A 13,354-nucleotide genomic window follows, 5' to 3' on the forward strand; every position below is an offset into this window, starting at 1 on the left:
ATTCACTCTCCCTTGGTTAGGCCCCCTCAATGGCCCCTGAAGCTGTATGCGTAATCGGCGTCTTTCGTAGGCTTGCCGGTGCAGCCAAATAGCCACGTCCCCGGCGAATGCGTCTGTCTTCCACGTCACATTATTTGTCATTGTTGCAATGCGCAGCATCACACCTTTTGAGGGATCTCGGCCAGCAAGATGCGATCAAGGCGAAGCGCCCTGTGCGAGGCGACTGATGCCCCGCCATCCCCGAGACCCGGCACATGAGCCGTTTGACCGGACAACACCTGAAAAGGCATCTTTCCCTCACGCGATTTCGTCGATGGACAAGCCGCGCCATCACCCTTATGATCAAGTCATCTGATGATTTGGTGACTTCAAATGCAATCTCTGGCAAAAACGAGCCTGGTTGACAGCGCAGCCGAGGCGATCCGGGCGGAAATCGTGGGCAATCGCTGGTCCGTGGGGGAAAAGCTGCCCAACGAGGCTCAGCTCTCGGCGCAGCTTTCCATCAGCCGCGGCACCGTGCGCGAAGCCGTGCGCGTGCTTGTTTCGCAAGGCTACCTGGAAACCCGGCAGGGCTCGGGCACCTATGTGCTGTCGGTCGTCGATGCCATCGGGCCATTGACCATGGCGCGTCGCGCTACCCTGCGTGACCAGTTCGAGGCCAGACTGGCGCTGGATGCGGAGGCCGCCAGGCTGGCTGCTCATCGCCAGACACCAGAGGTGATTTCGGAGCTGCGCCGCTTGCTCACGGAGCGCGGAAACTACGATGGTCACGACAAGACCGGTTTCGTGGAGCGCGACCTTGCCTTTCACCGGGCTGTTGTCGCGGCCTCGCAAAACTCCGTTCTGGTCAACATGTACGAATTCTTCTCCAGTCTGATCGGCGAGACAATAGAGGCTACGCTTGGAAAAGACCTGCAAGAACCCGATATGGCGGCCCACGCGGCCATTGTCGACGCCATCGAGACAGGCGACCCGGAACTGGCCGAGGCCGCTGTCCGCCGGTTCATGGCCCCTGTCCTGAGAGACCTGGAGCGACTGCTCGGCTCATGACACAGGCATCTGAAATCGATCCCGGCTCGATCGAACTGATCGATGCCGAAGACATTGACGTTTCCGCTGAGCAATCCCAGCCGGCGACGCAGAGCGGACTGGTGCGGTTTCTGCTGGGCGCAAGCCTGGTACTGATCGCCTTCAACCTGCGCCCGGTCTTTTCCAGCGCGTCGGCTCTGCTTCTGGAAATCCGCGAAAATTTTGGCCTGTCGCCAACGGGCGCAAGCCTTCTGACGACATTGCCCGTTGTGTGCCTCGGCCTGTTCTCGCCGCTGGCTCCACGCCTTGCCCGCCGCATCGGCACGGAACGCACATTGCTTGCTGTCGTGGTTTTGCTAGCCATTGGAACGGCAGCACGAGGAACGTCCTCCGTGCCGTTGCTGTTTCTTGGAACAGCGTTGGCGGGTGCCTGTATCGCGGTTGGCAACGTACTTCTGCCCGGGCTCGTCAAGCGCGATTTCCCCGACAAGGCCGCACTGGTGACCGGGTGGTACACCATGGCACTTTGCGCGGGCGCTGCCGCCGGTGCGGGAATGACCATTCCGTTTGAAGCGGCCCTCGGTGGTTCTATCGAGGGCGCACTTGCGATCTGGGCCGTGCCGGCACTCGTGGTGGCCGTCCTGTGGTTTCCGCAGGTCATGGCGACGCGCAAACGTCCCAAGGGCCCGACTTATGTGGTGAAGGGCATGTGGGGTGACAGGCTGGCCTGGCACGTGACCCTGTTCATGGGTCTGCAATCCGCACTTGCCTATTGCGTCTTCGGCTGGCTGGTACCGATCCTCCGCGCCCGCGGGCTGGACGGCGTCACTGCCGGCGCAATCGTGTCGGTGTCGGTGATGGTGCAGGCTGCCGCCTGCCTGATAGCACCGCATCTTGCCGTTCGCGGCAAGGACCAGCGGCTGATCAACGTCGCACTTTGCGCCATAGCGGTTATAGCCCTGCTCGGCCTGCAATTCGCGCCACTGTCCACCGTCTGGATCTGGGCGGTGCTGCAGGGCATCGGCCAGGGCGGACTGATTGCGGTGGCGCTTACGGTCATCGTGTTGCGGACACAGGATTCCCATTCCGCTGCGCAGCTTTCGGGCATGGCCCAATGCGTCGGCTATACGCTTGCCGCCATCGGCCCACTGATCGTCGGCCTCATCCGAAGCTGGACGGGAAGCTTTGCCTGGAGTGCGGTGCTGTTCGTGGCGCTTGGCCTTGGCGCCGCCATCAACGGCTGGTTCGCCGGAAAGGCAAGTCACGTCAATGTGGAGACGGTCAAGCTGTCCGGCTGACCGCGCCAACGGGGCCTGATGTTTCCAGCCGGTATTTCAGGAAACGCGTGCCGTCATAATCGGTCTCGCCGATGAAACGTGCCCCCATCCGACGCAGTGCACCGAGGTTCCGTCGGGACGGCGGCAGCAGGAAGGTGACGAATGGAATGCGCGGGTCTTCACTGGCAAAGGCCAGCGCCTTTCTGGTGATCGGCATGCCGAGGCCAAAAGCTGCCGGGTGCAGCACCAGCCCGAAATCCCACTCCTCACCTTCTTTCTGAAAACCACCCCAGCCGACATAGCGGCCGTCTGCCAGAAAGGCCCAGTGACCAAGTCCGTCGCGTTGCCAGCAGGCTTCCTTGGCCGCTACGAACTTCGCAGCCATCTCGAGATCCCATGAGAAGGTCAGAAGCGGCATATGCGTGCCGACACGCGGGTCGGACATATGCGCGACAAGCTCTTCCAGCGGGATGTCCGGCAGGCGCACAAACTCGATTATCGGCTGACTTGATCTGGGCATGGGCTGGCATCTCCTGAAACTGGCCAGCGCTTCTTGCACCCAAAATGGCCGGCCCGATCAAGACAACTCCTTTGCCCGATGATCAACACTGCGTGTTCAGGTGCTACTGCTGTTTTCCAGGCTGACGGAGACATTCAGCTTGTTACCGTCGAGATCACGCACATAAGCGCCGAAATAATCCGGGTGATAGGAACGGGGGCCGGGTGCCCCTTCATCACGTCCACCGCACCGCAGTGCAGCAGCATGAAACGCCCTGACGGCCTCGGCATCCGGCGCATAGAACATGACCTGCGTACCATTGCCCGATGTGGCCGCCCGCCCGTCAAACGGCAACAAGACAAACAACGACATACGGCCATCGGCACCTGCGTAGCCAAGCTCGCGGGGATCAGAAAAAACCCGCTTCATGCCAATTGTCGCAAGCACTTCGTCGTAAAACCGGCCGGCAGCCGAAAGATCGTTGGCGCCGATACAAACCCCTGACAACATTTTTGAAAATTAACCCGCGCTGAAGGTGTGGCCCGTCTCGGCCAGGTCGTTCGGCCCGCTCATATCACAGTTCCTCCCGCTTGCCAGAGCCGTAACGCAACAGTGCGCAAACTTACCTCACCAACCGCAGCAGAGCCGCAGCGAGACGGCTCCTCGCTGGAACAGCGCGACGAGCCTGGCCATACACGTCAATGGTATGGAACGCCGTTACCGGCGGTGGGTCGCGGCGATGCGGGATATCTCTTCGTAGATGCCCGCCAGGATATTGAGGCTTTGCCCTGCTTCTTTCAGGCGCTTGTCAAATTCGGGCAGACTTGAGATCTGCTCAATCAGCAGCCGTTTGCGCACAGCGCCGTAATCATCGGTGATCTTCTTGCCTTCCGGCGTCGCCTGATAGGTCACGCCCGTGCGGCCCGAGCCCTGCTTTTCAATCAGCCCCGCCGCCACGAGTTTTCGCATCGAATACTGGATGTTCGGAATATCGTCGCGGTTGGTAAGCCGGGCCAGTTCCTTGATGCTTTTGGCTCGGTCGTTCATGCGCACGATATGCAGCAGTGCGTTTTCCGGGCCGGTCGCCCCAACGTCGCTGACAGACGCCAGGCATTCTGTCTGCCATCGCCCGAACGCCTCGAAACAGCGCATCAACGCGAATTCCAGCTCAGTGCAGACGACCTCCGCATCGTTCTCCGAAAGGTGCCAGTGATAGTTGAGCTTCTGATCGTCCGACTTGCCGGTCATCGGTCCCTCTTCGTTTTTTCAGATCGAATATAGCTGCGATTCAGTTTGACGTAAGGGCGTTTTTGCACATAGTTTTAAATAAAAAATACAATTGAAAATCTATCCTAAATGGAGGGGATCCATGCCTACCAACATGATGAAAGACAAGAACGGCTTCAAACTCGGGACGTTTTCGTCCAATTGCTCGTCCGGGATGACGGTCACCAAATCGCCGTCCAGATGGGTCAATAGCTGGGAAAACAACCTGAAACTCGGCCAGATGCTGGATGATGCCGGCATCGACTTCATGCTGCCGATCGCCCGCTGGATCGGTTACGGCGGCGAGACCGACTTTCACGGCAGCGTGCTGGAAACGGTCACCTGGGCAACCGCGCTGCTGGCCTCAACGAAAAACATCACTGTGTTCGCCACGGTGCATACTGCTGCAAACAATCCGGTGGTCGTCGCCAAGCAGATTGCCACGATGGATCAGGTGGGCAATGGCCGCGCGGGTCTGAACATTGTCGCGGGCTGGAACAAGCCGGAATACGAAGCCCTGGGCCTGACCCTGCCTGACGATCACGAAACCCGTTACGGCTACGCCCAGGAATGGTTCGATGTGGTCGAGAAGCTCTGGACCTCGACGGAGTATTTCGACTGGGAGGGCAAATACTTCAACCTGAAGCACGTTGCCGGCGACCCCAAGCCCGTCAATGGCCGGCCACCGATCCTGAACGCGGCAGGTTCGGCAACCGGACGGACCTTTGCCACCGACAACGCGGACTACCTGTTCACGCCGGCCATCGATCTCAACCGGTCCGTCGACGAAATCAAGGAACTGAAGGCACAGGCGGCGGAGAAGGGGCGCGATGTGGGTGTGCTGACCTTCAGCCACGTCATCTGCCGGGAAACTGAGGAAGAGGCGACCGCCCTCCGAGACCGACTGATGGGCGATCTGGCAGACTGGGAAGCGGTGGACAATCTGGTCAATCTGCAGTTCGCGCATGCGCAGTCGTTTCCGCACGACCTGCTGGCCCAGATCAAGAACCTGTTCGCCATGGGCCACGGCGGTTTCCCGCTGGTTGGAACTCCGCGGCAGGTGGCCGACGGCATCCTCAAACTGCACGAAACAGGCTTTGCCGGAACGACGCTCTCCTTTGTCGACTATGTCGAGGAGTTCCCGTATTTCCGCGACAATGTTCTGCCGCTGCTTGCGGAAGCCGGTATCCGGTGATGGACCCCGTACCGTCCAGAGAATTCACCAACGCCATGCGGGCGTTGGTGGGCAATTGTTCCGTCATCACGGTCGGTGAGGGAGAGGACATTTCAGGCCTCCTCGTCACATCGGCAATGTCTCTCAGCGCCGATCCGCCGCTGGTGCTTGCCTGCGTCAACAAGGCTTCCTCCAGTTGGCCCTTGCTGAAGAAGTATCCGAAATTCGGCTGGTCTTCGCTTGGGCCCGAGCACCGCAAGGTTGCCGAAAACTTTTCGGGGTTCGGCGGCGTCAAGGGAGCGGAACGTTATGCCGGAGCCACATGGCGCACGGCGGAAACCGGGGCTCTTCTGCTGGAAGATGCTCCGGCCGCTTTCGATTGCGAGGTCGAGGAGATGATCGACCGGGCGACCCATTCGATTGTCATCGGCAAGGTGCGTGCAATCCGGCAAAGCCAGTCATCGGGCGCGCTGGTTTACTGGAACGGAGCGTTCCAACCGTTATAAACGGCCTTTTGCCGAGAGACGCAGCTTCTTGAGGAGCTGCGTCTCTCCATCCCGCGACTTAAACTTTACGCAAAAAAATTGCCTGGAACATGAACCGTCCAGACAGCCCGCTTTTTCGCGATTTACAGAGTTTCTGTCCGTCCAGAAATCCGTTCCGCCGCTCCGCTCTCCGGGCTGGAGAAGGAACCATCCTGTGTGCGCTCCGTTTATTCCATGGACCCATAACCAACACAGGAGGACCAGATGGACCTTTCCATGAACGACCTCAGCCCGAAGCTTCGCAAGGAAGCCGAACAGGAGGCAGAAAAGATCAAGCGGGTCGCTGACAAGTCCAACGCCGGCGGACAGCTTGGTGGAACGTTTTTCGGACAGGAACAAGATGACGGCATGGCACCGCCGAGATCAGTTGCAGCCGGCCGGTCCTGATACCGGGTTTCACTTCAGGGCGGGCTGACACAGCCTGCCTGTGAACCGACCGGCGGCCGTGAGGCGCACGAAAACAAGAACGACCCATAAAAAACGGTCGCGCCCGGCCGCCGGGTCGGTTTCACATCCAACCATACCCCGTCAACCAGCGCGTTTTCGGCAATCAGCTTTCCAGAATGACATGCGGCACAAACCGCGACAGGTCTTGCGTCACCGGTGCCTTGTCCTCACGCAGGCAGATGCCCGATGCCTGGCCGCCAATAATCCATGAACCGATCATGACGTAGTCGTCGCCGAATTTCGGCGGTTCCGCATAGGCCTGCAGGATGTGGCCTTCCGCGCCATACCCGCCGGGCGTGCTGAGTTCTTCAGATCCGAGACCGCGCACCGTGATGTTGGCACCCTCCCGACTGAAGAACGGTTTGCGCACATGCGGGCCTTTCAGGAATGCCTCATCCGCCTCCCCCTCGAAGCAGGACGGCAGCAGGTTCGGATGGTCCGGAAACATCTGCCAGAGCAGCGGCAGTATTGCCTTGTTCGACAGCACGGCCTTCCAGGGTGGCTCAAGCAACTGTATCGGCGCATCGGGCAGATAGGGGCCGTAATCCTCGCGCAGCATGTCTTCGTAGGGATACAGCTTGAACAGGGCGTCGATCACGAAACTGTCGGCGTCGGCGAACCGGCCCTCGCTGTCGAGCCCGATCTCTTCCACAGCAACAAAATGCGGTATCAGTCCCGCCTGACGCGCGCAGTCTTCCAGATAGCGCACGGTTGCGCGATCTTCATCGTGATCCTTCGATGAGGCGAAGTGAATGTGATAGCCGGGCGCGAACATGGCGGCGAACCGCTCGATCAGGCGATCCTGAACGGAGTTGAACTGATCGCTGTCGGTCGGCAGAACGCCAGCCGCCATCTGCTGCTCCAGCCAGATCCACTGAAAGAAGCCGGTTTCGTAAAGCGCCGTTGGCGTGTCGGCATTGAATTCGAGGAGCTTTGCTGGCCCGTTGCCGTCGTAGAAGAAATCGAAGCGGCCATAAAGCGAGGGCTGTTGCTGCTCCCAGGAATTGCGGATCCAGGAGCGGTACTTTTGCGGGATCGCCATCTTGTCCATGAGACTGTCGTCACGGACAGCCCGATCAACCAGATCGAGGCACATGCCGTAGAGCTCCTGCGAGGGATCCTCGAGGTCGTCCTCAATCTCGCGCAGAGTAAACTGATAGGCGTGGGTCTCGTCCCAGTACGGTGCGCCGTACATGGTGTGAAAGCCGAAGCCGAGGCGCTCGGCTTCTTCCTTCCACCCCGGTCTTTCAGGAACTGCGATCCGCTTCATGGTGCAAGCGGGACGTCAGAGCTTCGCCAGAAGAGCCTGCACGTCGTTGCGGGCCGGATTCTCCAGGGCCTTGATCTTGGCTTCCAGATCGGCGCCGCTTTCCAGGCGAGCGTCTTCCTCAGCCGCGTCCAGCATGGCCTGCTGTTCCGCCTGACGCTGTTCCAGGCGTGCGAGGCTGTCGACCGCACTGGCCAGCCGGCCGTCGGAAGCCGTGGTGTTGGTGGAGGCCGCCTTCTGGGCCTTGATCAACGCTTCGTTGGCCTTTGCGCTTTCCATCTTGCGCTGCAGGGTCTCGATCTTGTTCATCGACTGGCGAATGGTGCTGTCCATGCGCTCTTCGGTGGACTTGTACTGATCGAACAGAGCCTGGTCGGCTTCCGCCTTGTCGCGCAGTTTCAGCACGCTCTCGATGATCTCGATGGCCAGAGGCTCGTCGCCCTGTGCCTTGGCACTGCGGGCTGCTTCCGTGCGCCGCTCGATTTCGGTCATCAGTTCGGCGACGGATTTTTCCTTCAGCTTGCGGTTGGCCGCCATGCGCGCCTTTTCGTCCTTGGCTGCACCGATCGCCTGTTTTGCTTCGCGGATTTCCTGTTCCAGGATCGTCATCAGGTTGGCGTCCTGAACGGATTCCGCGGCATTGTGGGCGTGGCCCTTGAACGCCGTAATCAATTTGCCCCAAACACTCATTTTCAAATGTCCTTCTTCAAATTGGCGGCGGGATCAGGCAGCGGCCTTGGGACCGACGTCGGCGGCCAGCTCCAGAGCGCTGTTGGCGATGGTGCGCAATTCCGTCTCGACCGAATCCAGTGTCGAGCGCACGGACATGGCGCCGAATAGCTCGTAATATTCGCGTCCGTCGATCATATCGATGGACAGGGCGCAGAGCGGCAGCAGCTTCTTGTGATTGCGCAGCATCATCGCCTCGAAGGAGGCCGGGTCCTCCTGGGCATCGCAAGGCCACAGAACCGTGGACGTCAGGATCTGGGTTTCGCCGACAACCATGAACAGGGTGATTTCACCGGCCGAGTGAAGCTGGACTTCCAGCACGCCGGCCTGATCGGAACTCACCGTGCAGCTGATTTCACCTGCCGCGAAGGAATCCGATTGCTCCAGAGCTTCCTTCAGCTCCGCAAGTGTCCAGGGAGATTGCCGCGTACTCATCCAAAGCCCTCCATTTCAAATCCGGTGCCGGGATCCGGCCTCGAACAAGTAGAAGCCCCGTCTAGCCGTTTCAAGCGATTATTCGGAAAGCTATGCCGAATTGACAATAGGGCGGGCTCTGGTCAGAGTAGCCGGCGACCGAAACAGGGGGCAAATTTCAGCGGTGCCAATCCTGCAACTCATCATTTCTCGGCTCTACCAACACGTCCTCGAGCTCAAGCTTTGGCTGCTTGCGACGCTGATATGCGCCTATATGGTGATCTCGTGGATCCTGTTTTTCCTGGCTGGTGAAACAGGCCTGACGGGCAATCCGCTGACCTTCATCTATTTTGCCGCGACAACCGCCTCGACGGTCGGTTACGGCGACCTGTCTCCGTCGACGGAAGCAGGCCGGATGGTGGCCGCCTTCTGGTTCTTTCCGGGTGCGTTGCTGATTTTCTCGGCCGTCCTGGGCCGGTTGACGGGTGTCCTTGTGGAAGGAGTGAGGCGTATGGCTGACGGCAACGGAAACTATGAGCGCGTGCAGAACGCCACGGTGATTGTCGGCTATCACCGGGACAAGACACCCTTGATGGTGGAGAACCTGGTTGCCGGCCAGGACGGAGACGACAAGATCATTCTGCTTGCGGACTCCAAGAACGTGGAAGTGCCGGAGGGCGTACGGCTGATCCGGGCCGAACGCATGGACGCCCTGCAGTCGCTGCGCCGTGCGGCCATTCCAGGCGCGCAGAAAGTGCTGGTCTACGCCGGCTCGGATGCGGAAACCTTCAACACCTGCCTTGCCATTCGCGAACTTAACGAGAGCGTTCACATTGCGGCCTATTTCGAGGACCGAGACACCGCCCGGCGCGCAGGCAACCTTGCGCGAATCGAACCGGTGGTGTCGAACGCCTGCGAAGCACTGGTACGCGCTGCGCAGGACCCCGGCGCGGGTCAGATCCTGATGGCCCTTTCCACAGCGGGCCTCGGCGCGACCATTTATTCGGCCATCGTCCAAAGCGGTGGCGGCACCGAAACCGACAAACTGGAACAGGCCCTTTCAGGCGCCGAAGGTACGCTGATTGCGGTTTCCCAGCCGGACGATCCGGATTTCCTGTTCAGACCTTTCCCCAAGACGTTGAAGACTGGCGGCTCGATCTATTATCTCGCCAACAAACGTCTCGCGGCGGGCGAGATCACGGCCGGTCTGGGGGGAGCTGATGTTCGGATCACTGTTTAACAAGAAGGACAAAGGCTGGCAGCCGCCGGAGGTTCTCGGTCTGACCATCGGCAGAGGCATTTCCTTTGATCCGATCGCGCTTCGCCTGCTGCCTGCCGACAGTCTGATCGAACGTCCCGACACCACACTGATGATCACCGCCCAGGGGCATTGCGACCTTGGCGAACAATCGCACATGCATCGTTTCTATCCTGACGACGACCGCTTCCTGATCCAGTTTCAGGGCGGCGACGGCAAGAACGACGAGCGGGTCGACGAGATCATGCTGTGGTACTTCTACGACGTGCAGTACCCGACCGGCGACACCGAGTGGAACCGGGTGAAATCCGCGATCCGCCAGACGAGTTTTTCACTGCCGGGCGAAGATCGCGACTACCGTTTCGAGCGGGCCTGGTTCGATACGTCGACTGCGCCGGAAGATCCGATGACCTACTGGGAGGAAGTGTGCGACGACCGCGAAGGCCGCGGAAGGCGCAAGATCTTCCAGACCGCCATGCTTTTTGCCCGCCCCCTGCAGGACGGCCGGGACGAAATGCTGCTCGTCAACATGGAAGAGCCGGAAAATGCGGAACGCAGCGTCGCGTTCATGCTAGGCTTCCCACTTGAGCGGCACAATTTTTCTGTCTGAACTGAATAGTGGAGACCAATATGGCAGACCTTCAGGCGTCCCTTTCAGGCATCGTTCCTTTTATTGCCTATTTCATTACAGCCATCGTCATGCTGCTGATTTTCATGAAAATCTATACCGTCATGACTCCGCATGACGAAATGGCGTTGATCAAGGAAAACAACGTTGCCGCTTCGGTGGTCTTCAGCGCGGCCTTCCTCGGCTTTTCGCTGCCGCTGGCCAGCGCCGCGGCGAATTCCGTGAGCATCATCGACTTCATCATCTGGGGCATCATCGCCTGTGCCGCACAGCTTGTGGTCTACCAGGTCTTCCGCCGGTTCTTCCCGAAGGTCACGGACCGGATCAAGGGTGGTGAAATGGCGATCAGCACCAATCTTGCTGCCATTTCGCTGACGGTCGGCCTGCTGAACGCCGCCTGCATCACCTACTGACCGAGGCGGTACGGGCCGCCCTGCGCTGATGCCCCGAACCGTATCACGCAAAGCATTTCATCAGACCGTTTGAAGGTCGGGAGAAAATTCATGAAACGCTCCAAGTCGATCAAGCTGGTGGTCATGGCAACGACGACCGTGACCATTGCAGGCTGCTCGGACGAACCGACGCTGGATGGCCGGGTCTACAAGACCGAGGCGGAATGTGTCGCCGACAGCTACGTCCCGGACGAGGTTTGTGTCGAGGCAATTACCGCCGGCAAGTCAATCCACAAGGCCTCCGGACCACGCTATGACACCGTCAACCTGTGTAACGAGCAACACGGCAACAACGTTTGCGCCTATGACAGTGCCACCGACGGATCTTCCTACTACACGCCGTTTCCGGCAGGTTATTTCCTGGCAGGGGCACTGACCGGCGCCGTTACCAACCAACTGATCCAGAGCAACGTGCGCCCGGTCTATCCGGAACGCGGCAGCAAACGCTACTACACATCCGGCGGCTATTACGTCGGCAGTTATGGTGGCGGCAGCTGGCGTACCTATGACGATGCGGTGAAGACGCCACCCAAGCCGGCAAAAGTCCAGACAAGGACTTCCGTCGCTTCACGTGGCGGGTTCGGCAGCCGGTCGAGTTCCGGGTTCCGCGGCGGGTAACGGCCGACAGAAGGTAACCGGCATTCAGGTACTGCGGCACACACGCGGTGATCTGTTGCCAGCCCCGGCGCGTATCATTGCCAAAGCGTGAGGGTGTTGAAATGTACCGGCTTCTTTCTTTCGTCTGGTGTCTGGCGGCAACGTGCCTTTGTGCCGTTGCTCAAGCCAAGGATCTCGAGGGCCAAAGCGAAGCAGCTCAGTCGGCCCATGCCTTCACCTTCGAAATGCCCTATGGCGAACCGATTGCGCTCAAGGATTATGCCGGCAAGGCCATTCTGATCGTCAACACGGCAACAGAATGCGGCTTCAGTGGGCAACTGGCCGGCTTGCAGAAGCTGCATGAAACCTATTCGGACCGCGGCTTGCTTGTGCTCGGGGTTCCGTCCAACGATTTCGGCGGCCAGGAACCACGCGCCGACGGCGACATCGCAAAATTCTGCGAAGCCAAGTACGGTGCCGAATTTCCACTTGCCGCCAAGACGGTCGTGAAGGGCGAAAAGGCCCATCCTTTTTATCGATGGGCCGCAAGCGAGCTTGGCCCCACGGCACGCCCCTACTGGAACTTCCACAAGCATCTCGTCGGGCCAGACGGCAGCATCCTTGCCTGGTTCCCGACGCCCGTGCCGCCGACTTCATCGGACGTGACCGCCGCGATCGAGAAGGCCCTGCCCGGATCCTGATCCTGATCCCCGGAAGCGATCTACAGCACCTTTTCAAACGAAGCGAACAACTCGCTATCAGGCGTGTACGCCCGCTTGCGGACGGCTGTCCTTCAGAAGGCGCGTCTTCCCAAGAAGAACACCCCGCTCTTTCCCCCTTCTGATTATCTCCCACTCCGCGGCGTGGCTGCTTGTCTGTCTGGCTGGCAGGCAGGCTGGCTGGCTGGCTGGCTGGCTGGAAATTGTAACTTTGACATTGCCTGGCCACGTGGATTGCGTTAGGCAGTTTTAGTAATGTAATAACATTACGAATCAATTTGATACTTTCCCTCCCCCAATCAGCAGAGGATCAGATCCATGCAATCACGGTTTGGCAGGCTGGCGGGCGCATGTGCGCTCATAGCGTCGTTTCTCGTGGCCGCTCCCATCCAGGCGCAGGAAGCCAAGGACAACTCGGCTAAACACGACCATTCGCACAAGCATTCACATGATCACTCGAGTGATGCCGAGCGGCAGATTTACAAGGGTTACTTCGAAGACAGCCAGATACAGCCGCGTCAGCTCACCGATTGGCAAGGCGAATGGCAATCCGTCTATCCATACCTTCAGGATGGAACGCTCGATCCAGTCATGGCGCACAAGGCCGAACATGGCAGCAAATCGGCTGAAGAGTACAAAGCCTACTATGAGACGGGCTATCGCACCGATGTCGACCGGATCGTGATCGGCGCGGACAGCGTGACCTTCCAGACCGAAGCCGGCGCCTTCGAAGGGCATTACATTGCCGACGGCTTCGAGATTCTGAACTACAAAAAAGGCAATCGCGGCGTCCGCTTCATTTTCAGGAAAACCGCAGGTGATGACAGTGCCCCGGCCTTCATCCAGTTCAGCGATCACCGGATCGCACCGTCGAAGTCCGATCACTATCATCTTTACTGGGGTGAAGACCGGCAGGAAATCCTCAAGGAACTGACCAACTGGCCGACCTATTATCCGGCGACATTAAGCGGAGACGAGATCGTCCATGAAATGACGGCTCACTGAGACTGCGCATGAGCTGAAAGTGACGATGGGCGCCGTCTGGTCACCAAC

General features: G+C 59.4%; 17 protein-coding genes. 11 read left to right on the top strand and 6 right to left on the bottom strand.

Annotation, left to right across the window (positions count from 1 at the left end):
- Positions 1-372 precede the first annotated feature (372 nt).
- The gene (locus tag ACYQ6M_RS21590) at positions 373-1,050 is read left to right on the top strand and encodes a FadR/GntR family transcriptional regulator (RefSeq protein WP_206908705.1); all 678 of its coding nucleotides are present in this window, start codon (positions 373-375) and stop codon (positions 1,048-1,050) included.
- A complete protein-coding gene (locus tag ACYQ6M_RS21595; protein WP_460075492.1) occupies positions 1,047-2,327 on the top strand; it encodes a CynX/NimT family MFS transporter in 1,281 nt (426 codons plus the stop codon). Before ACYQ6M_RS21590 ends, ACYQ6M_RS21595 begins: the two co-directional genes overlap by 4 nt.
- Here the strand turns inward: ACYQ6M_RS21595 and ACYQ6M_RS21600 are convergent.
- The 3 genes from ACYQ6M_RS21600 to ACYQ6M_RS21610 form a co-directional block, all read right to left on the bottom strand.
- Positions 2,311-2,826 (bottom strand): GNAT family N-acetyltransferase, encoded by a 516-nt coding sequence (locus ACYQ6M_RS21600; RefSeq protein ID WP_152504792.1) that lies wholly within the window; start codon positions 2,824-2,826, stop codon positions 2,311-2,313. The genes ACYQ6M_RS21595 and ACYQ6M_RS21600 overlap by 17 nt on opposite strands.
- A 96-nt stretch (positions 2,827-2,922) precedes the next feature.
- Positions 2,923-3,315, bottom strand: coding sequence for a VOC family protein (locus ACYQ6M_RS21605; RefSeq protein WP_367020256.1), 393 nt, complete (start codon positions 3,313-3,315; stop codon positions 2,923-2,925).
- 207 nt (positions 3,316-3,522) lie between these two features.
- The gene (locus ACYQ6M_RS21610; protein WP_460075494.1) at positions 3,523-4,053 is read right to left on the bottom strand and encodes a winged helix DNA-binding protein; all 531 of its coding nucleotides are present in this window, start codon (positions 4,051-4,053) and stop codon (positions 3,523-3,525) included.
- A gap of 121 nt (positions 4,054-4,174) precedes the next feature.
- Between ACYQ6M_RS21610 and ACYQ6M_RS21615 the strand changes: the two genes are divergently transcribed.
- The 3 genes from ACYQ6M_RS21615 to ACYQ6M_RS21625 all read left to right on the top strand — a co-directional run bounded on the left by ACYQ6M_RS21615 (position 4,175) and on the right by ACYQ6M_RS21625 (position 6,177).
- Positions 4,175-5,266 carry an LLM class flavin-dependent oxidoreductase gene (locus ACYQ6M_RS21615; protein ID WP_460075496.1) on the top strand — a complete coding sequence of 364 codons (1,092 nt, stop codon included), beginning with the start codon at positions 4,175-4,177 and terminating at the stop codon, positions 5,264-5,266.
- Positions 5,266-5,751 carry a flavin reductase family protein gene (locus tag ACYQ6M_RS21620; RefSeq protein WP_075284360.1) on the top strand — a complete coding sequence of 162 codons (486 nt, stop codon included), beginning with the start codon at positions 5,266-5,268 and terminating at the stop codon, positions 5,749-5,751. The genes ACYQ6M_RS21615 and ACYQ6M_RS21620 overlap by 1 nt, the downstream gene beginning before the upstream one ends.
- A gap of 243 nt (positions 5,752-5,994) precedes the next feature.
- Complete coding sequence (locus ACYQ6M_RS21625; RefSeq protein ID WP_022998920.1) at positions 5,995-6,177, top strand: hypothetical protein; 183 nt, start codon at positions 5,995-5,997, stop codon at positions 6,175-6,177.
- A gap of 163 nt (positions 6,178-6,340) precedes the next feature.
- Here ACYQ6M_RS21625 and ACYQ6M_RS21630 read toward each other — a convergent pair whose 3' ends face one another.
- From ACYQ6M_RS21630 to ACYQ6M_RS21640, 3 genes are read right to left on the bottom strand one after another with little or no spacing between them, the layout of a single operon-like run.
- On the bottom strand, positions 6,341-7,507 hold the full coding sequence (locus ACYQ6M_RS21630) for a glutathionylspermidine synthase family protein (RefSeq protein WP_460075498.1): 1,167 nt from the start codon (positions 7,505-7,507) through the stop codon (positions 6,341-6,343).
- 15 nt (positions 7,508-7,522) lie between these two features.
- Positions 7,523-8,194 carry a PspA/IM30 family protein gene (locus ACYQ6M_RS21635; protein ID WP_460075500.1) on the bottom strand — a complete coding sequence of 224 codons (672 nt, stop codon included), beginning with the start codon at positions 8,192-8,194 and terminating at the stop codon, positions 7,523-7,525.
- Between the two features lie 33 nt (positions 8,195-8,227).
- Positions 8,228-8,668: a YjfI family protein gene (locus ACYQ6M_RS21640; protein WP_022998923.1), complete on the bottom strand. Its 441-nt coding sequence runs from the start codon at positions 8,666-8,668 to the stop codon at positions 8,228-8,230.
- 163 nt (positions 8,669-8,831) lie between these two features.
- Between ACYQ6M_RS21640 and ACYQ6M_RS21645 the strand changes: the two genes are divergently transcribed.
- From ACYQ6M_RS21645 to ACYQ6M_RS21670, 6 genes are all read left to right on the top strand, one after another.
- On the top strand, positions 8,832-9,887 hold the full coding sequence (locus tag ACYQ6M_RS21645) for an ion channel (RefSeq protein WP_460075503.1): 1,056 nt from the start codon (positions 8,832-8,834) through the stop codon (positions 9,885-9,887).
- Positions 9,868-10,515 (top strand): DUF2491 family protein, encoded by a 648-nt coding sequence (locus ACYQ6M_RS21650; protein WP_022998925.1) that lies wholly within the window; start codon positions 9,868-9,870, stop codon positions 10,513-10,515. Before ACYQ6M_RS21645 ends, ACYQ6M_RS21650 begins: the two co-directional genes overlap by 20 nt.
- 20 nt (positions 10,516-10,535) lie before the next feature.
- Positions 10,536-10,946 carry a DUF350 domain-containing protein gene (locus tag ACYQ6M_RS21655; protein ID WP_022998926.1) on the top strand — a complete coding sequence of 137 codons (411 nt, stop codon included), beginning with the start codon at positions 10,536-10,538 and terminating at the stop codon, positions 10,944-10,946.
- 90 nt (positions 10,947-11,036) lie between these two features.
- The gene (locus tag ACYQ6M_RS21660) at positions 11,037-11,603 is read left to right on the top strand and encodes a DUF1190 domain-containing protein (protein WP_022998927.1); all 567 of its coding nucleotides are present in this window, start codon (positions 11,037-11,039) and stop codon (positions 11,601-11,603) included.
- A gap of 101 nt (positions 11,604-11,704) precedes the next feature.
- Positions 11,705-12,283: a glutathione peroxidase gene (locus ACYQ6M_RS21665; protein ID WP_460075506.1), complete on the top strand. Its 579-nt coding sequence runs from the start codon at positions 11,705-11,707 to the stop codon at positions 12,281-12,283.
- A gap of 336 nt (positions 12,284-12,619) precedes the next feature.
- Entirely contained in the window at positions 12,620-13,306 is a 687-nt protein-coding gene (locus tag ACYQ6M_RS21670) for a ZinT family metal-binding protein (RefSeq protein ID WP_460075508.1), read from the top strand.
- The last annotated feature ends 48 nt before the right edge of the window (positions 13,307-13,354 follow it).

It is taken from the genome of Roseibium sp. ROS1, from assembly GCF_054658215.1.